Below are 19693 nucleotides of genomic sequence, written 5' to 3' on the forward strand. Positions count from 1 at the left end.
CGAATCGACCGTATTGAGTTGTCGCTCGCGTCCGTCAAGGACTGCTCCTCTCCATGGCTCCGCTCGATCAGCTCCGGGCAGGCGCTGCCCTCGCCGGTTCACATACCCCGGTCCCGACCGGGTGAAACCTCGAACCCGAAACTCGCCCGAATCGCAGGCACACTGGTCGGGTGATCGATTTCCGCGGGTACCTGCTGGTCGCCGCCCTGCTCGCCACCACCGCCCTGACGCTGGTCCTCGGGGTCACCGATCCGGCGGCGCCACTGTCCTACCCGACGTGGTTCCTGGTCTGGAACATGTTCCTGGCCTGGATCCCGATGCTCTTCGCCGCCGCCTTCGCCGCGGTGACGCGGCGCCGCTGGCTGCTTCCGCTGGGGCTGGGCTGGCTCGCGTTCCTGCCGAACGCGCCATACCTCGTCACCGACCTGGTGCATCTGGGTGAGCAGGATGAGCTGTGGCGCCACGTCCTGCAGTACGGGTTCGCGGCGTGGACCGGCATCCTGCTCGGCACCGTGTCGCTGCTGCTGGTGCACAGGCGGATCGACCACGAGTTCGGCCCGATCTGGGGCTGGCTGACCGTGGTCACGTCCGTGGGGCTGTGTGCGATCGGCGTGGTGATCGGCCGGTTCCAGCGCTGGAACTCCTGGGATCTGGTCACCCGGCCCCACGCCGTCGTGGCCGCCACGTTCGAGTGGGTGCGCGCACCGCTGTCCTACGTGCAGTCGACCGGGGTCGGGCTGGCGGTCGCCGCGTTCTTCGGGCTGGCCTACCTGACCATCTGGGCACTGGGCGGCCTGGCGACCCCGCCGGTCAGCGCGAATCCAGGAAGGTGATGACGGCCAGCACGCGGCGGTGATCTTCGCCGGTGTCGGGCAGGTTCAGCTTGCTGAGAATGCTGCGCACGTGCTTCTCGACGGTGCCTTCGGTCACCCAGAGCTGATGCGCGATGCCGGCGTTCGACCGGCCCTCCGCCATCAGGGCCAGCACCTCGTGCTCGCGTTCGGTCAACACCGCCAGCGGATCTTCCCGGCGCTGAGCCGCGAACAGTTCCTGCACGAGGGCGGGGTCCACCACCGACGCGCCACCCGTGATGCGGTGCAGTGTCTCGAGGAAGTCGGTCACGTCGATGACGCGACTCTTGAGCAGATAGCCGATGCGCTGGCCGCCGCTGAGCAGTTCCATCGCGTGCTCGACGTCGACATGCGCCGACAGCACGAGGATCGCAACGTCGGGCAACTCGCCGCGGATCACCTTGGCGGCGTCCAGGCCCTCGGTCGTGTGGGTGGGCGGCATCCGGATATCGGTCACCACCAGGTCGGGGACCGTGTCCCGGACCAAGGCGAGCAGCTCGCCACTGTCACCGGCCTGCCCGACGACGGTGAAACCCGCGCCGGTCAGCAGGCTCGCCACACCTTCCCGAAGCAACACGTCGTCATCGGCGACGACGACGCGCGTCCCCTCCCGTGCACCCACTGCGTCCACGTATGTCCTGTTCGTCTCGACCCCTGGCCGCCGTGCCGTCAGACGCCGGACGTGCCGCTCATTGCGTTCATCTTGCCTGGCCGCCGTCCAGCGTCGCCCGCAGTCCTGTGAATCGGTCCCGGGCCCACTGGCAGGGGGCCCGTATTGCAGCTAGCCCTACCCCCGAATTGGGCGCTGGCATCGACGACGCCGACGACGTTCCGGAGCAATCTGAAGAGCAGCCGGACACGGCCAACCACAGACATCAGAACAACGAAAGCTGGTAGAGGACAATGCACATCACCCGCACCCGGATCATCCCGCTGGCCGCGACCGCGGCGGCGGCCCTGGCCATCGTCGCCGCCCCGACCGCGGCGGCCGCCACCCTGCCCACCGGATCCTCCGTCACCCAGAGCAACGGCAACGCCCAGATCGTGGCGACACCCGGCCCGGCGGCGCAGGAAGCCGGGCAGTTGCAGCAGCCGTTCGGCGGCGACTACGGCTTCCTGTTGTTCCGCAACCACTGACCTGCCCTGCCCCCACCCTCCCGTCCGACCGAAAGCGAGCCCCGATCATGAAGAACTCCCTGAAGCGCATCACCGTGTGGTTGTCCATCGCCGCGGTCGGCGGGGCACTCGTGGTGGCGCCTGTCGCCGCCGCCGACACCAACCCGACCGTCCCCTCCGGTACCGATTCCTACAGCCAGTACCAGAACGGCGAGCACAACTCGAACGCGCCGGCAGGCCACATCGACCAGTCGTTCTGACACGTCGGTCAACTGGCCGCCGGCGCGGTCCCGACCGCGGTTAGGGTTCGATGACCGAACCAGGTGACCAGACGGGAGGCGGCCGATGAATCCGGCACGATGGAATCCGGCTGTCTCCACCCCGCCGTGGTACGTCGGGCTGCTGGTCGCCACCGGCCTGATCGCCGGCGAGGTCGGGGTGGTTCGGCTTCTGCGAGACCCGCCGCCGCACAGCACCTACGCCATCGTGTTCATGTTCGGCGTGCTGATCATGAGCGCGGGCTGGGGCCTCGGTCTGTCGCTGCTCACCACTGTCGCCAGTGCCGTCGCCTACCTGCAGGTGCATCTGGACGGCGGCCCGCTCCTGCCCCTCAAGCCGATCGACGTTCTCACGCTCTCGGTGTTCCTGCCCATCGCCGGGCTCGCCAATGTCCTTGGCTGGCAACTCCGTACCCGCGCCCGTGACGCGCACCAGAGCTGGCAGGTCGCCAGCGCGGCCACCGAGCGCGTGCGCGAACTCGCCGACCAGCAGGGCGCACTGCGACGGGTCGCGACCCAGATCGCCGAAGGCAGGTCGCCGTCCGACGTCCTGTCGGGTGTGGCCGATGAAGTCGCCGCGGTGCTGCATGTCCGCAACGCCGGGCTCGTCCGGTACGAGTCCGAGGGCACCGCGACTCTTGTTGCCGCACACGACGAACCGGGACTCACCACGATCGCCGTCGGGACCACATTCGCCGTCGATGGCGACGACGTCATCGCGATGGTGCGTTCAACCGGCGGTCCCGCGCGCAAGGACACCCACGACGACGCCGGCGGTTCGACGGCGGCGCTCGTCCGTGATCTCGGGCTACAGGCGTGCGTCGGCGTACCCATCACGGTCGACGGACAGCTCTGGGGCGCAATGATTGTCGGCACATCCGGTCCGGACGCGCTCCCCGCCGACACCGAAGACTGCCTGAGGGACTTCGCCGAACTCATCGGCACGGCCATCGCGAACGCGCACGCGCGCGCCGAGCTCGTCGCCTCCCGGGCCCGTATCGTCACCGCTTCCGACAACGCGCGGCGCGGTATCGAACGCGACCTGCATGACGGTGCCCAACAGCGGCTCGTCACGCTGGCCCTGCAGGTTCGAACCCTCCAGATGGCGATCCCGGACGATCCCGCCGAGCTGCGTTCCCGCATCGCCGGCATCGGCGACGGCCTGCGCACCGCGAGCGACGAGCTGCGCGAACTCGCGCACGGGGTGCATCCGGCGATCCTGTCGCGCGGCGGACTGCGTCCGGCACTGCGTGACCTCGGCCGGCGCGCGCCGTTGCCCGTCGAGGTCGACGTCGATGTCCCGGTGCGGCTGCCCCAGGCCGTCGAGATCGCCGCCTACTACACCGTCGCCGAAGCTCTCACCAACGCCGCCAAGCACGCGCAGGCGTCGGTGGTCACCGTGCACGTCGACACCGACGCGACATCGTTGCGCATCACGGTCACCGACGACGGGGTCGGCGGCGCGTCCCTCGACGCCGGTAGCGGCCTGCTCGGTCTGGAGGACCGGGTGGCCGCCCTCGGCGGCAAGTTGCGCCTGTCCAGCACCGCCGGTGTCGGGACCACGCTCGTCGCGGAGATGCCGCTGAAAGAGACCGCCGTCGCCGGCACAGATGGCAGCTAGCAGGAATGCCCGGACGCCATCACCCGGGAGACAATGCAGTCATGACGAACCGCCAATCTCTGCGATGCGTCATCGTCGACGACAACGCCGACTACCTGGCCGCGGCGACGGCACTCCTGCGGCAGGGCGGTATCGACGTCGTCGGCACCGCGCAATCCATCTCGGACGGGCTGCACACCGTCGAACGACTCCGGCCGGATATCGCGCTGGTCGACGTGAACCTCGGTGAGGAGAGCGGCTTCGACCTTGTCGCGCAACTGAACTCCCACGCCGGCACCGCCACCGTGATGGCCATCCTGACCTCGACCTTCACCGACCTGCCCGTCGCCGACCTGAGTGACTCACCACCGCGGTTCCTGCCGAAACTCGATCTGTCGGGCGACGCGATCCGCGCCCTCATCGCCTGACTACACCGAGCAGCCGAAACGGCCCGGCTCCCGCCAGTGTCACCCCTCGATACCGCCTTCTCGTCGAAAAGCCTTGGAAGGCAGAAACACTGATCTGGTGGAGCCGGGCCGGTCGCCGGGCGCGCGATCAGAGAGGCTGATCCAGCGCGCCGGCAGTCGGGTCGGCTTCGTCGTGGTCTGCGGCGGCGACGGGTGCCATGGCGAGAGCTCCGACGGCGGCGACAGCAGCCAGCCAGGGCGCGAAGTGCTTGACGGTGATCTTCATGGTCGGTGCTTCCTTTCAGGTCGGCGGCCCGGTATTGCGGAGTGTTTCCATCGTCGGGTCTGACCTGCACCTTTGTCGCTCCTGCAGGCACCCGTTGTGTCGTTGCAGCTACCTGGAAGACGACGGCGATCCCTGAAGTCAACGACGAGCTGCTCACGGCCACCGCGATTGAAGCCAGGTGCCGTCTGAGGCCGTCCGAGGTCCCTGAGTTAAGTCACCGACGGCAGATCGCCACCGTGATTGAACTCAGGGACACTGCCGGGACCTGATGACGGGCACGGGCCCCGCCGCCGCAGGTGAATCGCCGCATGGCACGGGGTCCGACGCTGACTTATCATCAGCATCTGCGGCAACCTACCGAGGCGGCGACAAGGTGGAACAGAAGCAGCACTACGTGGCCATCGGCCGCGGAGAAGGTCTGGTCGCCCGATTCGGCGACGTGCTGACATACCTCCCCGATGGCGCCCGGGCCCGCCCGCTCCTGCAGCTGCTCGCCACCGTCGCGCCGCCGGCATTGCCTCAGGTGCTCGCCGCACTCACCAACGGGCCGGAAGCCGACAACGTGCCGGCGTTCGGCGCGCTGGTACCGACCGGCGACTGTCTGCACCTCATCATGCGCGGCGAGGTGATCGCCGATGTCGAGGCCGGCGGCGGTCAGCGGCGTCTCGGCAGCGGTGGCCGGCCACTGGTCGACGAGCCGGTTGCCCCCTGGTTCGACCGGATCACGATCTGTGGCGCCGCAACGACTTTCGTGCCCTGCGCGGATACCGATCTGGTTGCCGGCGTGGTGCCCGGCGGTGGCTTCGTACTGCAGTCGATACTCGCGCGGTCCGCCGCGCAGCACGCACCGCAGCCGGCCCCCGCGACCACCCGCGCCCGTCCGGTCACCGGAATCCTGACCGCCGACGACGGGGCCGGGTACCCGTTGGACCGTCCGTACATCATTGGCCGTAATCCGATGATCGACCCCGCGGTGGTGAGCGGGGCCGCATCGCCGATCAGCCTGCCCGACGACCCACAGGTGTCGCGCGTCCACGCCTATGTGACCGTCAACGGCGGCATGGTCCTGGTCCGCGACGCGCAAACCGCCGGTGGGACCCACATCGCGGCGCCCGGAGACCAGACCTGGACGCAGATCGGCGACCAGCCCGTCGAGTTGCTACCTGGCTGCTACCTACGGATCGGCCAGAAGATTCTCACCTACCAGGTGCCGGCCCAGAGTCAGTAGGCGAGTCTGTCGGCATCGGACAGAATGTCCCAGTTGCCCGTCCTCAGCACCCCCAGTGCCGCCGGGCCGACGCGGCGCTGCTCGCGGACCGCTTTCTGGGCGGCCGCGAGGTCGGCCGGGTGGTGGCCCAGCACCGTCGCCCCGACCGCGCGGCCCTTCGACACCACCAGCCTGCGGTAGGACGGGACCGCCGGCCGGTCGATGACCACCACCTCGTCACCTGCGCCGGGGTCCACCGGGCCGATCGAAAAGAGCTCCAGTTCAACACCTTTGAGGATCGTCGGCGGCGTCTCGACCGGCACGGTCCGGTCGCCGCCCAGCGCGTTGACCGCCGCCGCCTCGGCCTGTTCGGTCGCCACCGGCCACAGGCCGAGCACGCGGCCGCCGTGCTCGGCGACATCACCGGCGGCGTAGACGCCGGGTACCCGGGTCTGCATGCGGTCGTCGACCACGACCCCTTTGCCGACGGGTAGGCCTGCGTCCCTTGCCAATTCGATGTTGGGACGGATGCCCGTGGCGGCCAGGAACAACTCGCACGACAGGATGCGGCCGTCCTTGAACCGCACGCCGGTGACGGCGGGGGCGCCACGCACTTCCGCGGTTTCCGCCTTGTGCGCGATGGTGATGCCGGCGCGGGCGAAATGCTCGGCCACGAGCTGCGAGCAGCGTGCGTCGATCTGCTTGCTCAGCAGCCGCGTGCCGCGTTCCAAGACGGTCACCTGCAGCCCGAGTTGGTGCAGGCAGTATGCCGCCTCGAGCCCCAGCAGGCCGCCGCCGGCCACCACGGCGTGCCGGGCCCGCCGTTCCTGCACGTACGCGCGGATCCGCATGGCGTCAGCAGCCGAACGCAACACGACGCTTCCGGGCCGGTTCAGGCCGGGAATGTCGGGTACCGCGGCGCTGGACCCCATCGCCAGGATCAGCCTGTCGTACGGCAGCGTCTCGCCGGTGCCCAGCCGCACCACCCGCGAACGCAGATGGATGCCGGACGCCCACGTGTTCAGCCAGGCGGTGACCCCGTGGTCGTCGTACCACTGCTCGGGCAGCAGGTACAGCCCCTGCATCGCCGACCGGCCGTACACCAGTCGCGAGATGCCCATGCGGTTGTACAGACCGTGCGGTTCGGCTCCCACCAGATGGATTTCGCAGTCGGGGTGGCCCCGGCGCAGGAAGTCCGCGGCCGTCACCCCCGCGATGCCGTTGCCGATCACCACGATGCTGACGATCGAGCGGTCATAGCTGACCGGCCCGCTGGCCGCGGTGTCGGCGCGCTCGGGCGTAAGTGACACCGTGACACCGCCATCATGGCCGCGCTGGATCCGGGCGCAGCACGCCATCCTGCTGGACTTGCCCAGGCCCAGCCGGTTCAGCGTCTTGAGTTCGTCGGCTTCCGCCGGCGACAGGCAGCTCATCCCCGCGACGATCGACACGGGGTCGGCACCACACACGCCCATCCGGCAGCCCGCCTCGATCGGCTGTCCGCTGCTTTCCGCGACGTCGAGCAGACTCATCCCGACGTCCGCCGCGACGGGCTCGGCGTCTGACTCGAAACGCACTCGCACAGCGCCTGTTTCGCCGGCGTCGCCGCCAGCGCGCGCCGGCACCTTCGGCTGGTTCAACAGCACCGGTTCGGGCCGCGCGCCGGTGACATACGCGAACTGCAACTCGCTGACCCGCGTTCGGGCCAGCCACCACACCGTCAGCAACGCGATCGCCACGATGATGGGCCACCGCAGCCACGGCGCGTCCACACCGGTGATCTGCCGCACCGAGTCGGCGATGATGGGACCGGAGAACCAGTAGTACGAATTGATCGCCACGGCGGCGAAGATCGCCGTCACCATCGCCTGACTCAGCGGCGTGACGGCCTGCAGCACATAGCACAGCCCGACACTCACCAACACGAAAAGCGCCAGCACACCGTACTTTTCGGTCGCCATACCGCCCTGCTGGGCATGCACGGTGAAGAAGCCGATGATGAATCCCGGTAGCGCGGCGGCGAACAGCACACGCGGCGCACTCCACCGCGGCTCGGGGTCCGCCATGTCGGCCTGCCAGGCCGCCCGGGGTTTGAAGTCGTAGCAGTTCTTCGCGCAGCCCAGACAGGACTCACAGTGACTGTTCGGCGAGGTGACGTACGGCGTCTGCCCATACGTGCGCTGCAGCGGCAGCAGCGGGCAGATGCTGGAACACCAGCCGCTCTTGCCTTTGAGCAGAAACCCACCGGCGAACGCCGACGCGATGATGACGGCCAGCACCACGCCCATCGCCGGTCCGCTGCGGTCCAGGCCGGCCAGCCGCGCTCCCGCGATACCGAAGAACAGGCCGGCGGCGATCAGGAAGCTGTTGCGCGTCCACCAGCCGGGCGCGGTGGCCGCCCGGCTGAACCCGGCCACCCGGGGCAGTTGATTCGACGCCGACAGTGGGCAGATATTGCGCCACACCCCTGGCGCGATGAAGAACAACGCCGGCCACAGCGGCACGATGACGCGGAAGAAGACGAACAGTCCCGCGGCCGGCCGGACGAACAGTGTCACCACCACCGCGAGATACGCCAGTACGCTGATGACCCGGATCCCGAGCCATGTCCGGCGCGAAATCTTGTGCGGCAGTTCGGCATACGACGGGAACAGGTCCCGGGTTCCGGTCGGATCGATGCCCAGGGCCCGCTCAGCGAGCCGCAGCCCCGCCGGCCGGACCTCGGCCGTCGCGGCCGCCGGGACCGGGACGTCGACGAGCTTGATCACCTGCATGGTCCGGGTGGGGTCGTGGGCGGCCGTGGCGACCGGCGCCGGCTCCCCACTCGACAGCTTCGGAGCGTGTACGACGAGAATCTCCGTGCGTCCCAAGCGGATCACGTCGCCGGTCGACAGCGTGCCCCGTCCGGTCAGCGGCACCCCGTTGACGGTGCTGCCGTTGCTGCTGCCGAGGTCGACCACCGACAGCGCCGTCGGCGTCGGAACCAGGCGCAGATGCCGGCGGGATACCTCACTGTCGGCGAGGTTGACGCCATCGCACTCGCGCCCGAACTGCACCGGCCTGCTGAGCGTCATCCGGCGGGCCGGCCGGCCCCATTCGCGGATCTCGATCACCGGCGGCTCAGCCATGGTCAGCTCCCCGAGAACTCGTCACCACGCAGCGCCCGGATGATCTGGGCGAAATCGCTGGCAGTCAGCTTAAATCGGCCGGCCCGAGTCCGCCGCCCGATCGGCACTTCCGGAACGCAAATCGCAGTCAGTCCCCGGTGCGTACGAACTTGTCGGTGAAATCGCCACCCTTGCATTCGCCGCCGGTCGAAGTGTTGGTGCCTCGACCCTCCAGCGTCGGGATCGGATCCTGAAGATCGGTCGGTAGCGGATATTCCGCGATGATCTTGACGTGCGTGGTCCCCCCGAGCGCGCACGGGACGGTGCCCTCCTCGGTACGCGTCCACTTACCCGCGGCGAAGATCAGCGTGACCACACCGTCCATCGCGTGGAAAGCGCTGATGCACCGGTCTCCCGTGCGCAGGCACTGCGTACGGACCTGCAGATCCGGCGCCCCCGGGCCGAAGCCGCCGACCGTGTACACGATGTTCTCGTGGTAGCGGCCGTGCAATGTCGAGGCCGGTGATGTGGTGCGCGGCGGCAGACCGGCGGGGTCGGACACGCCGCTCAACTCGCCGTCACCGGTGCGGGTGAAGGTAACTGTCCGCTTCACGCTGCTGCAGCCGTTGACGGCGCTGCGCGTCGTCTCACCGGTCAAGGTGCCGTCGGGCTTGGGGGTCAACGTGAAGACCACCCACACCTCGGTCGGCGCCTCACCCGGTGCGTCGGTACATTTCACGGCCCCGGTCCCGACGGCGACCCAGTCGCCCGAGATCTGGTCGAACGTCATGTTCGACACCACGGGCACGGCGCTCTTTCCGGTGTACGACGCATTGGCGATGCACCCGTTGGCGCCGCACGACGACCGCACATCCCATTGGCCCGTGATCGCCGGCCCGCCGGGAATCGCCGCGCCCTGCAGATCGGTGGCCGGGCCGTATTCGGCGCGGTACCTGCCGCTGAAGCCGGTACCCGCGGCTGTCGGCGACATGGTGTGCGTCGGCGGCGTCCCGATCAGGTGGTCGCCACCCCCGAACAGTTGCACCCCGGCGAACACCACGCCCGCGACGACCAGCAGAGCGACCACTGCCAGGGCCGCGATGAGCGCGCCGGACCGGGACGACCGTGGTGGCGGCGAGGTGAACTGCTGTGGCGGCAGGTTCGGCGGCGGCGGTGCGTGCCGCGTCGACGGTGGGGGCGCCGGTGCGGCCATGGTCTGCTGATTGCGGAAATCGTTGGTGGCCATCGGCGTTGGTTGACGGGACTGCTGTTGCAGGGCCTGCGCGAACTCACCGCAGCTGGCGAAGCGCGCCGCGGGCGTCTTCGACATGGCCCGGGCCAGGACCGGATCCAGGCCGCGGAGTTCGGGCCGGCGCTCCCCCAGTGACGGCGCCGGTGCGGTGACGTGTTTGGTGATGACCACCGCCGGATTGCTGTCGGCGTACGGCGGGTTCCCGGTGAGGAGCTGGAATGCCGTGCACGCCAAGGCGTATTGATCGGTGCGGCCGTCCATCCCCTCGCCCCGGAGCTGCTCCGGCGCCGCGTACGCGACCGTCCCCACCGCCATGTTGGTCGCGGTGAGCCCCGCCGAGTCGTTCATCGGCCGGGCGATCCCGAAGTCGGCGAGGTAGATGCGAGATGTCTCGGCGTCCAGCAAGATGTTGGCCGGCTTCACATCTCGGTGCAGCAGGCCCCGCCGGTGCGCGTGATCGAGCGCCGACGCCACGGCCTGGATGATCGGCAGCGCCACCTCGGGCGGCATGCCGGTGGGATAGTGCTCACGCAACAGCTGCGCGGCATCGGTCCCGGCCACATAATCCATCGAAATCCAGAGCTGGCCGTCGCACTCGCCCCGGTCGTGGACGCCGAGGATGTTCGGGTGCGACAGCGTGGACACCAGGTCCGCTTCGCGCAGGAACCGCGGTCCGTAGTCGGGATCCGACGTCAGATCGGCCGACAGCACCTTCACGGCGTCCAGTCGCGGCAGCCGCGGATGCGAAGCGAGGTACACGCTGCCCATCCCGCCCGCCCCCAGTTTCCGCCGGATGGTGTAACCGGCGAAAACCTGACCCTCGGTGAGCAACACGGGCAAATCGTAGGCCCGCGGGGGTGCCGGCGCAGGCAACGTCGACAAATCCGCCCAGCGGACCAGTCCGGTCCATGACGGCCGCGATCTCGATACAGTCCGACGATGCACGCCGCCGCGCTGACCCGTCTGGCCGATGCCCTGCCCGACGGCGCGCTGATCACCGACCCCGACATCATCGAGCGCTACCGCCGAGATTCGGCAGCCGACCCGAACGCCGGCACCCCCGTCGCCGTGGTGCGCCCCGCCGCTACCGCTGACGTGCAGCAGGTGCTGCGCTGGGCCGCCGAACATCGCGTCGCCGTGGTACCGCGCGGCGCCGGATCGGGCCTGTCCGGCGGGGCCGACGCCGTCGACGGATCCGTGGTGCTCAGCACCGAACGGATGCGGGACATCCGGATCGATCCGGCCACCCGGACAGCCGTGGTGCAGCCGGGCCTGACCAACACCGAGGTCAAGCGCGCGGCTGCCGAACACGGTCTGTGGTACCCGCCGGACCCGTCGTCCATCGACATCTCGTCGATCGGCGGCAATGCCGCGACCAACGCGGGCGGCCTGTGCTGCGTGAAGTACGGCGTCACCGGTGATTACGTGCTCGGCATGGAGGTCGTGCTGGCCGACGGCACGGCGTTGCGGCTGGGTGGTCCGTTACTGAAAGACGTTGCGGGACTGTCGTTGACGAAACTGTTCATCGGATCCGAGGGCATTCTGGGGGTCATCACCGAGCTGACGCTGCGGTTGATCCCGGCTCAGCCGCCCGCGTCGACCGTGGTGGCGTTGTTCGACTCCGTCGAGGATGCCGCCAACGCGGTGGTCGCCATCACCGGTGAAATACGGCCGGCCATGCTGGAATTCATGGATCACGCGAGCATCAACGCCGCTGAGGACCACATGCGGATGGGCCTGGACCGGTCTGCCCGAGCGATGTTGTTGATGCAGTCCGACGCGCCGGGGGCGGCAGCGGAAGAAGTGGCGACGATCGTGCGCAACTGCGAGAAGTGCGGTGCCACCGAAGTTTTCGCCACCGATGATCCGGCCGAGGGCGCCGCGTTCACCGCCGCCCGCCGCGGCATGTTCGGCGCGGTCGAGAAGCTCGGCAGCTTGCTGCTCGAGGACGTGGGCGTTCCGATACCGCAACTTCCCGCGTTGGTCACCGGGGTCGAGGACATCGCCGATACCTGCGACGTGCAGATCTACATGGTGGCGCACGCCGGCGACGGCAACACCCATCCGATCATCGTGTACGACCCCACCGACCCCGACGCCACCGACCGCGCCCAGCGCGCGTTCGCCCGCATCATGGAGCTGGCCATCGGGCTCGGCGGCACCATCACCGGCGAACATGGCGTCGGACGGCTGAAGCGGGACTGGCTACCCGCTCAGCTGGGCGACGACGCCATGGCCCTGACGCGGCGCATCAAAGACGCGCTGGATCCGCAGGGCATTCTCAACCCCGGTGCGGTGCTGCGCTAGTCACCTCGACGTGGGCCCGGACCCGTCCGGCGTCGTCGCACCAGCCCTTGCGCGCGGCGTATGCCAGCATGCCGGCCAGGTTCTGCCGCCATTGGTCGTCATCGCCCCGGCCGGCCAGGTCGGTCAGCACGTCCGGCGCGATCCAGGCGTGCTCGGGTACCTCGATGACCACCTTGAAGGCCGTGAAGTCGTCCGGTTCACGTACCTCGACGACTGGTGGGATTCCGGTGGGGTCGATGTGCAGGTACATTCGCGCTCCTTCGTTGACGGGCGCCGCCGATTGTGTGCGGGACCACCGGCCGCTGGCGGCACGTGTCCCACCCCGTGGGGCGAAAAGTCGATCTCACGTGCGCGTCGCCTGGCGGTAACCAACGATCCGTACAGTCGCTGGCATGTCCGAAGAACCCACGAGCCTCGCCGAGCAGACCTTCCGGGATCTGCTCACCGCGGCCATCACGCGGGGAGACCGGCCGCCACCCACCACGATTCTGGGCCCGACCTGCTGGATTGCGCTCGACGCGCTGGCCCGCGAGCACCCGGACGCCACGCCCGAGCGCGTTATCGCGGCGTACGACGCGTTCGCGATCGAACATCAGGGCACCGACGGAACCGAGAACGACGTCGAGGCCGAGGTCGATCCCACCACGGCGCGGGCCACCGAATACGCCGCCATCGACGCGCTGGTGGCGCAACTGACCATCACCTACCCGAACATCGACCCCCGGACGGTGCGGGCCGTTGTCCGCCGGATACACGCCGATTTCCACGATCACGCGGTGCGGGACTTCATCCCACTCTTCGTGGAGCAGGCTGCGCACCGGAAACTCGCCTAGACCGACCTGCTTCGAGAGCGGCACCGCCCTGGCAAGGTAGTGCCCGTGTCCACTCACCTGACCGACGAAGAGTCCCTGCTCGTCGCGACCGTGCGCGCGTTCATCGACCGCGATGTCAAGCCCACGGTGCGCGATGTCGAACACGCCAACACCTACCCCGAGGCGTGGATCGAACAGATGAAGCAGATCGGCATCTACGGGCTCGCGATCCCCGACGAGTACGGCGGTTCCCCGGTGTCGATGCCGTGTTATGTCGAAGTGACGCAGGAACTCTCACGCGGGTGGATGAGCCTGGCCGGCGCCATGGGCGGTCACACCGTGGTGGCCAAGCTGATCGGCCTGTTCGGCACCGAGGAACAGAAGCAGACGTACCTGCCGCGCATGGCCACCGGTGAACTGCGCGCGACCATGGCGCTGACCGAACCGGGCGGCGGCTCGGATCTGCAGAACATGTCGACCACTGCCCGCCGGGACGGCACCGACCTGGTGATCAACGGATCCAAGACGTGGATCAGCAACGCGCGCCGCTCGGGGCTGATCGCACTGCTGTGCAAGACCGACCCGTCCGCCGAGCCACGGCACAAAGGCATTTCGGTGGTGCTCGTCGAACACGGTCCCGGGCTGACGGTGTCACGCGATCTGCCCAAGCTGGGCTACAAGGGCGTCGAATCCTGCGAGCTGACGTTCGACGGCTACCGCACTCCCGCGTCGTCGATCCTCGGGGGCGAGCCCGGCAAGGGCTTCGGCCAGATGATGAAAGGCCTTGAGACAGGCCGGATTCAGGTGGCCTCGCGTGCGCTCGGCGTCGCGACCGCGGCGTTGGAGGACGCACTCGACTACGCGCAGGAACGCGAGAGCTTCGGGCAGCCGATCTGGAAGCACCAGTCGGTGGGCAACTACCTGGCGGACATGGCCACCAAACTCACCGCGGCGCGCCAGCTGACGCGGTATGCCGCCGAGCGCTACGACAGCGGCGAACGCTGTGACATGGAAGCGGGCATGGCCAAGCTGTTCGCCTCCGAGATCGCCATGGAGATCGCGCTCAATGCCGTCCGGATCCACGGTGGCTACGGCTATTCCACCGAATACGACGTCGAACGCTACTTCCGCGACGCCCCGCTGATGATCGTCGGCGAAGGCACCAACGAAATCCAGCGCAACGTCATCGCCGCGCAGTTGGTCGCCCGCGGTGGGCTGTGATGGATAAGGGACGGGCCGGCAACGTCATCGGGTTCGTCCTCGCCGCGGCCGTCGTCGGTGCGATGACCGGTCTGGCGGCGGGCAGCTTCCGCGTGCTGCTCGATTACGGGACGCAGTGGCGCGCCTCGTTGTCGCAGTGGTCTCACGAAAGTTGGTGGGGCCCCATAGTCGTCGTCGCCATCTGTGCCGCCTGCACCGCGCTGGCCGCGTCGCTGGTCCGCCGCGTCGAACCGTTCGCGGAGGGCAGCGGTATTCCGCGCGTAGAGGCAGTGGTCGCCGGCCGCGCCGAACCGGGCCGGTTCCGAATCCTGCCGGTCAAGTACGTCGGTGGACTGCTGGCCCTCGGCTCGGGACTCGCCCTCGGCCGCGAAGGGCCGTCGGTGCAGATGGGCGGTTCCATCGCCGTCATCGTCGCCTCGGCGACCCGCCGTCCCCAAGCGGATCTGCGCATCCTCGCCGCCGCCGGTGCGGCCGCCGGCCTGGCGACCGCGTTCAACGCGCCGATCGCCGGCGGGGTGTTCGTCCTGGAGGAGCTCGTCAAGCGCTTCGACCCGCGCACCACCGTCGCCACGCTGGTCGCCTCGGCATCCGGGTTCATGGCGGCCTACCCATTCGTCCGCTCGGGCAGTGAATTCGAGGTGCCGGCCCTGGCCGATCCGGTGCTGGCCGACTCCGGGTGGATACTGGCCGTCGGCGTGCTCACCGGAGTCCTGGGGGTGCTCTACAACAGGGCCATCATGTTCGGCCTGCGCGCCGCCGATGCCAGCCGCTGGCCGGTCGAGGTCCGTGCCGCACTCATCGGCGCCGGCGTCGGTGTGCTGGTCTGGTACTCCCCCAACCTCGCAGGTGGCGGCGACCACCTCACCCAGGAAGCGCTGCTGGGCCACGGCGCCATCGGTGCCGTCACGGCGGTGCTCGTGCTGCGTTTCGTCCTGGGCGTGGTGTCGTATGCCGCGGGTACACCGGGCGGCCTGTTCGCACCGATGCTCGTCCTCGGCGCCGATGTCGGACTGATCGTCGGCCTGATCGCGGCCCATGTCGCGCCACAATCGGCGCCTGCTCCGGCGGCCCTTGCCCTCATCGGCATGGCAGCGTTCTTCACCGCGACCGTCCAGGCGCCGGTGACGGGCCTCATCCTCGCCACTGAACTCACGGGCAGCGCGAACCAGCTGCCCCCGATGCTCGGTGCCTGTGCGACGGCGCTACTGGTCGCCATCGCACTCGGCTCGCGACCGATCTACGACCTGCTCACCGACCGGGCAGCCGCTGCCGCCACAGCCGCGAAAACGTAGCTCAGCGCAGATTTCCGGCGTATCTGCTTGCCAGCGCGCCGATTTCGATGAGCCACAGCAGGGTGTCGCGGGCGGTTTCCTCGAACGGCAGCGCCACGATGCCAAGGTCCTTCGTGGTGGGCGACGTGTCGAAGCGGGTGTCTCGCTCGGCGAGCTCGACGGTCTCGACGTCCGCGGGGAGGTGGATGTCGTCCGGCAGCACCTTGTTGAGCAGTTCCACGAAACGGCTGAAGGGCTTGGCCACGATGGACGGCGTCGTCACAAATGGCAGCCAGCGTCCGGTGATCTTGTGCAGCGTGCCGTGCATCAGGTCCCCGGTCAGGTGATGGCCGGGCACCACATAGCGACGCGGTCCGTTGCCCCGCACCATGCATGCGGCGACGACATCGGCGACATCGCGGACGTCGACGTAGTGGGCACCGCCCCTCGGCCACACTGGAAGCCAGCCCTTCACGATCCAGGTGAACAGCTCGACCTGCGTCCCCAGATACGGATCGTGCGGTCCCAACACGCCACCGGGATACACCGACACCACGGGAGCCCCGCCCGATTGGAATGCTCGAATCTGTACCTCTGACTCACGTTTCGACTTGGCGTACGGCAGGTCGACGTCGCCCAGCGGCAGGTCGGGTCCGCCACCGTCGCGACACGTGAGGGCCACTGTCGATGAAATGTGCACGATGGGGTCGAGACCGCGTTCCACGGCACCGCCCACGACCAATTCCGTTGCGCGGAGATTGGTCCGGGTGATCTCGGCGGCTCGGCGCGCGTCGAGACTGAACACCGCGGCCGCGTGCACGACGGCGTCGACACCGTCGAGTCCGGCAGCGACCACGTCAGGATCCAGCACATCTCCGACGACGATGTCATCGACCGAAACACCCAGCGGTTCAAGTGATATCGGCACCTGCTCCGCCCGCCGAACCAGCATCCGCACGTCGTGTCCGTCCCGGATCAGCGCGGCAACGATATGCGCCCCGACAAAGCCCGTCCCCCCGGTCACCAGAACCTTCATCGTCCGTCCTTCCCCGGGGCTCGCCGGCCATTGTCGGTATGGCGCCGACCCCGCACAGGCCGCTGGGCCGCGTCGCCGCCCGCACCCTATCCCCGACCCGCGGCCATTCGCTGGAAATCCGGATCACGCTTCGGCGTCACTATCGGCACCATCGCCGGCGACGGCCGCCCTGAGCTTCTCGACCGCGTGCCGGCCGATGTCGACGGAGTTCTGGACGATTCCGGAAATCCCTTCTGCGACATCACCTCTGATAACCCGCCCATGTACCCGATCAGCCGAAGGCGTTCAGCGGCCGCGGCAGGTTCAGGACCAACTGCGCATCCTTGGCGATGTCCAGGCTCAAGACCCGGGACGCGCCGAGCCCGTCGAGCAGGTCGCTGAGCGGGCCGCCGTTACGGGCGATGGTCACGTCGCGAGGGAAGCTGCGCTGCGCGTACGACAGCGTGTTGGACTGCACCGACGTCTGGTGCCACTGGCCGTCGACCAGATGGATCATGGTGTTGGTACCCATGCGGGACTGCGACGGCACGTCGGTGAACTCGGGCAGCGGCGCGTGCAGCGTCACATCGGGTTTCCCTGTGGGCCCGTCGATCTCGGCGTGCACGGCGTCACTGATGTCGACGCTGATGTCGGTGCGCCACTTCGGCAGCTGGTAACCGTTGACTCCGCGAACCCGGGCGATCTCGGTGGTGACCGGTAGCGCCAGCACGTGCGCGTAGAAGTTCCTGCGCCGCAGGGCATTCAGCAGTTCGAGTTCGGGCAGCAGGCGCGACACCACGCCGTGGTCTCCGGGCTTGCGGATGACGGCGGCAACGGACACCTCATCGTAAGGATCGTTGTCACACACCGCGTACGAGAAGAACGTCAGCGCGGCGATGCCGTAACCGGGCACGGCACGCAATGGCTCCAGCGGTGCGGGGAGCATCGCGGCCAAACGGTCTAGCGGCGCAAGCAGATTCGCCTGAACGATGCTGGCGCGGTAGTAGAAGTTCGGCGCCCACAACGGCCCCACCCGTGAGTCGACCTGAACCTTCGGGATGCGCCGGAACCAGTCGATGTTGCCTACCGCGGGGTCTTGTGCCACCTCGTCCAGATTCGGGTTCGAGCGGTAGCGGTCGTAGTAACCGCCCTTCGGCACCTCGACGGTCTGGCCGGCGAATTCGACCTCGGTGAGTTGCGTAGCCATGGTGATGGACCTCGTCCTTCGTAGGGATTGACAGCTCAAGGCTGACAGCAGGCGGCCACGGTCCACAGGTGTCGGATGGCCAATAACTTGTGATAAGTGGCCAAACAGGTGTCAGGGGTAGGCAAGTGGACAACTATCGAACAGGTCCCACCTCGTTGAGCAGTTCCACCCCGTGAGCATGAGGAGACAACCATGACCGACATCAAGCCGGTGCTCGAGCCCGAGGCCCTCGCCTTCTGCCAGGCCACCGACACACCGCCATTCCTCTACCAGCTGCCGCCGGCCGAAGGCCGCAAGACGGTCGACGAGGTGCAGTCCGGCGCAGTCCAGATGCCCGACGTCGACGACGAGTGGATCACCGTCGAGGGCGGACCCACGGGCTCGGTGCAGGTCCGCATCGTCAAGCCCGCCGGGACCACCGGCCCCCTGCCGGTGATCTTCTACATCCATGGCGCGGGCTGGGTATTCGGCAACGCCCACACGCACGACCGCCTGGTCCGGGAACTGGCCGTCGGCGCCGACGCCGCCGTGGTGTTCCCCGAGTACGACCTGTCCCCCGAAGCCAAGTATCCGACCGCCATCGAGCAGAACTACGCCGCCGCACAATGGGTCTTCGCCCACGGCGCCGAAAAAGGCTTGGATTCTTCGCGATTCGCGGTGTCCGGCGATTCGGTGGGTGGCGACATGGCCGCCGTGCTCACGCTCATGGCCAAGGACCGGGGCGACGTGACGATCTGCCACCAGGTGCTGCTCTACCCCGTCACCGCGGCGGACTTCGACACGCCGTCGTATCACCAGTTCGCCGAACACTACTTCCTGAGCCGCGAGGGCATGAAGTGGTTCTGGGATCAGTACACCGAGAACGACGCGCAACGCGATGAGATCTACGCGTCACCGTTGCGTGCCACCGTCGAGCAGCTCGAAGGTCTACCACCGGCTCTGGTGATCACTGCCGAGGCTGACGTCCTGCGCGACGGCGGCGAGGCCTACGCCGCGAAACTGCGCGAGGCCGCTGTGCCTGTCGTGCAGGTGCGGTTCGGCGGCATCATCCACGACTTCATGATGCTCAACACGCTCCGTTCGACCCACGCGGCCACTGCCGCAATCAAACTCGCGCAGGACACGCTGCGCACCGCACTGCAGGAGAAGACACCATGACGACATTCGCGTCTCCGCCCGTGGCCGGCGCCCGCACCGCGCTGCTGCGCCGGATCCCAGGAGTCAAATGAACAGCAACACGTTGAGTGACGCCGGTGCCAAGCTCATGAACCGCGCACACCGGCTGATCCTGACCCTCAGCGGAAACAGGCTGTTGGCCAAGCCCTTCGGCATGGCGCTGGTGGAGTTGCATACGACAGGTCGCAAGTCCGGGCTGCCGCGGACCTGCTATCTGACGTCGCCCGTGCACAATTCGGGTCAGGTCGTGCTCGTCGCCTCCAAGGGCGGCGACGACCGCAACCCGGACTGGTACCGCAACCTCCAGGCCAACCCCGAGTGCGAGATCGTGATAGACGGACAGCGTCGGCAGATGTCTGCGCGCACCGCAACGGCCGCAGAAAAGGCCGAGCTGTGGCCGAAGATCGTGTCCGCCTACCGGGGCTACGCCGACTACCAACGCCGGACCAGCCGGGACATACCGGTCGTGATCTGCGAGCCGAGATGACCAACCTGGCCGTGACTGTGCGATCAGCGCCTCTCAACCACGGATCTGACGATCTGTGCGCACCCTCGACCCGAATCTGCCCGGCTCGGCGCG

The 19693-nt window shown here is 68.3% G+C and carries 19 protein-coding genes; 12 read left to right on the forward strand and 7 right to left on the reverse strand.

The window, feature by feature from the left end; translation table 11 throughout:
* The first annotated feature begins 170 nt into the window (after window positions 1–170).
* Window positions 171–833, forward strand: a complete 663-nt coding sequence (locus VXD91_RS20655) for a DUF1361 domain-containing protein (RefSeq protein ID WP_346416248.1) — start codon at window positions 171–173, stop codon at window positions 831–833.
* Here the strand turns inward: VXD91_RS20655 and VXD91_RS20660 are convergent.
* Window positions 811–1473 carry a response regulator transcription factor gene (locus tag VXD91_RS20660; protein WP_061006544.1) on the reverse strand — a complete coding sequence of 221 codons (663 nt, stop codon included), beginning with the start codon at window positions 1471–1473 and terminating at the stop codon, window positions 811–813. The two genes, VXD91_RS20655 and VXD91_RS20660, sit on opposite strands and share 23 nt — an antisense overlap.
* Before the next feature lie 281 nt (window positions 1474–1754).
* On the opposite strand from VXD91_RS20660, the gene VXD91_RS20665 reads away from it, so the two are divergent.
* From VXD91_RS20665 to VXD91_RS20680, 4 genes are all read left to right on the forward strand, one after another.
* The gene (locus tag VXD91_RS20665; RefSeq protein WP_135355983.1) at window positions 1755–1988 is read left to right on the forward strand and encodes a hypothetical protein; all 234 of its coding nucleotides are present in this window, start codon (window positions 1755–1757) and stop codon (window positions 1986–1988) included.
* Window positions 1989–2035: 47 nt separating this feature from the next.
* Window positions 2036–2227 (forward strand): hypothetical protein, encoded by a 192-nt coding sequence (locus VXD91_RS20670; RefSeq protein ID WP_061001384.1) that lies wholly within the window; start codon window positions 2036–2038, stop codon window positions 2225–2227.
* Between the two features lie 85 nt (window positions 2228–2312).
* The gene (locus VXD91_RS20675) at window positions 2313–3866 is read left to right on the forward strand and encodes a histidine kinase (protein ID WP_135355984.1); all 1554 of its coding nucleotides are present in this window, start codon (window positions 2313–2315) and stop codon (window positions 3864–3866) included.
* 41 nt (window positions 3867–3907) lie between these two features.
* A complete protein-coding gene (locus tag VXD91_RS20680; RefSeq protein WP_061001386.1) occupies window positions 3908–4273 on the forward strand; it encodes a response regulator in 366 nt (121 codons plus the stop codon).
* A 127-nt stretch (window positions 4274–4400) separates the two neighbouring features.
* Here the strand turns inward: VXD91_RS20680 and VXD91_RS20685 are convergent, their stop codons facing one another.
* Window positions 4401–4538, reverse strand: coding sequence for a hypothetical protein (locus VXD91_RS20685; protein WP_167837936.1), 138 nt, complete (start codon window positions 4536–4538; stop codon window positions 4401–4403).
* Window positions 4539–4911: 373 nt separating this feature from the next.
* Here VXD91_RS20685 and VXD91_RS20690 point away from each other — a divergent pair, with 373 nt between their 5' ends.
* Window positions 4912–5766, forward strand: a complete 855-nt coding sequence (locus tag VXD91_RS20690; protein WP_162563368.1) for an FHA domain-containing protein — start codon at window positions 4912–4914, stop codon at window positions 5764–5766.
* Here the strand turns inward: VXD91_RS20690 and VXD91_RS20695 are convergent.
* Both VXD91_RS20695 and VXD91_RS20700 read right to left on the reverse strand, forming a co-directional pair.
* A complete protein-coding gene (locus tag VXD91_RS20695; protein WP_346416249.1) occupies window positions 5760–8873 on the reverse strand; it encodes an FAD-dependent oxidoreductase in 3114 nt (1037 codons plus the stop codon). The genes VXD91_RS20690 and VXD91_RS20695 overlap by 7 nt on opposite strands.
* 127 nt (window positions 8874–9000) lie before the next feature.
* A complete protein-coding gene (locus tag VXD91_RS20700) occupies window positions 9001–10938 on the reverse strand; it encodes a serine/threonine-protein kinase (protein ID WP_346416250.1) in 1938 nt (645 codons plus the stop codon).
* A gap of 105 nt (window positions 10939–11043) precedes the next feature.
* Here VXD91_RS20700 and VXD91_RS20705 point away from each other — a divergent pair, with 105 nt between their 5' ends.
* On the forward strand, window positions 11044–12411 hold the full coding sequence (locus VXD91_RS20705) for an FAD-linked oxidase C-terminal domain-containing protein (protein WP_346416251.1): 1368 nt from the start codon (window positions 11044–11046) through the stop codon (window positions 12409–12411).
* Here the strand turns inward: VXD91_RS20705 and VXD91_RS20710 are convergent.
* A complete protein-coding gene (locus tag VXD91_RS20710; protein ID WP_346416252.1) occupies window positions 12386–12661 on the reverse strand; it encodes a hypothetical protein in 276 nt (91 codons plus the stop codon). The two genes, VXD91_RS20705 and VXD91_RS20710, sit on opposite strands and share 26 nt — an antisense overlap.
* Before the next feature lie 142 nt (window positions 12662–12803).
* Between VXD91_RS20710 and VXD91_RS20715 the strand changes: the two genes are divergently transcribed.
* The 3 genes from VXD91_RS20715 to VXD91_RS20725 are packed head-to-tail and all read left to right on the forward strand — an operon-like array spanning window position 12804 to window position 15736.
* A complete protein-coding gene (locus VXD91_RS20715) occupies window positions 12804–13244 on the forward strand; it encodes a hypothetical protein (protein ID WP_346416253.1) in 441 nt (146 codons plus the stop codon).
* 45 nt (window positions 13245–13289) lie between these two features.
* Entirely contained in the window at window positions 13290–14444 is a 1155-nt protein-coding gene (locus VXD91_RS20720; protein ID WP_346416254.1) for an acyl-CoA dehydrogenase family protein, read from the forward strand.
* Complete coding sequence (locus VXD91_RS20725; protein WP_346416255.1) at window positions 14444–15736, forward strand: ClC family H(+)/Cl(-) exchange transporter; 1293 nt, start codon at window positions 14444–14446, stop codon at window positions 15734–15736. The genes VXD91_RS20720 and VXD91_RS20725 overlap by 1 nt, the downstream gene beginning before the upstream one ends.
* 1 nt (window position 15737) lies before the next feature.
* On the opposite strand, the gene VXD91_RS20730 is transcribed toward VXD91_RS20725, so the two are convergent.
* Together VXD91_RS20730 and VXD91_RS20735 are read right to left on the reverse strand one after the other, a co-directional pair.
* Window positions 15738–16751, reverse strand: a complete 1014-nt coding sequence (locus tag VXD91_RS20730) for an NAD-dependent epimerase/dehydratase family protein (protein ID WP_346416256.1) — start codon at window positions 16749–16751, stop codon at window positions 15738–15740.
* A 271-nt stretch (window positions 16752–17022) separates the two neighbouring features.
* Window positions 17023–17937: an acetoacetate decarboxylase gene (locus VXD91_RS20735; RefSeq protein WP_346416257.1), complete on the reverse strand. Its 915-nt coding sequence runs from the start codon at window positions 17935–17937 to the stop codon at window positions 17023–17025.
* 192 nt (window positions 17938–18129) lie between these two features.
* Here VXD91_RS20735 and VXD91_RS20740 point away from each other — a divergent pair, with 192 nt between their 5' ends.
* Both VXD91_RS20740 and VXD91_RS20745 read left to right on the forward strand, forming a co-directional pair.
* Window positions 18130–19095, forward strand: coding sequence for an alpha/beta hydrolase (locus tag VXD91_RS20740; protein ID WP_346416258.1), 966 nt, complete (start codon window positions 18130–18132; stop codon window positions 19093–19095).
* A gap of 67 nt (window positions 19096–19162) precedes the next feature.
* Window positions 19163–19600, forward strand: coding sequence for a nitroreductase family deazaflavin-dependent oxidoreductase (locus VXD91_RS20745; protein WP_346416259.1), 438 nt, complete (start codon window positions 19163–19165; stop codon window positions 19598–19600).
* Window positions 19601–19693 lie beyond the last annotated feature (93 nt).

It is taken from the genome of Mycobacterium sp. SM3041 (genome assembly GCF_039668335.1).
In the GTDB taxonomy this organism is placed as follows: domain Bacteria; phylum Actinomycetota; class Actinomycetes; order Mycobacteriales; family Mycobacteriaceae; genus Mycobacterium.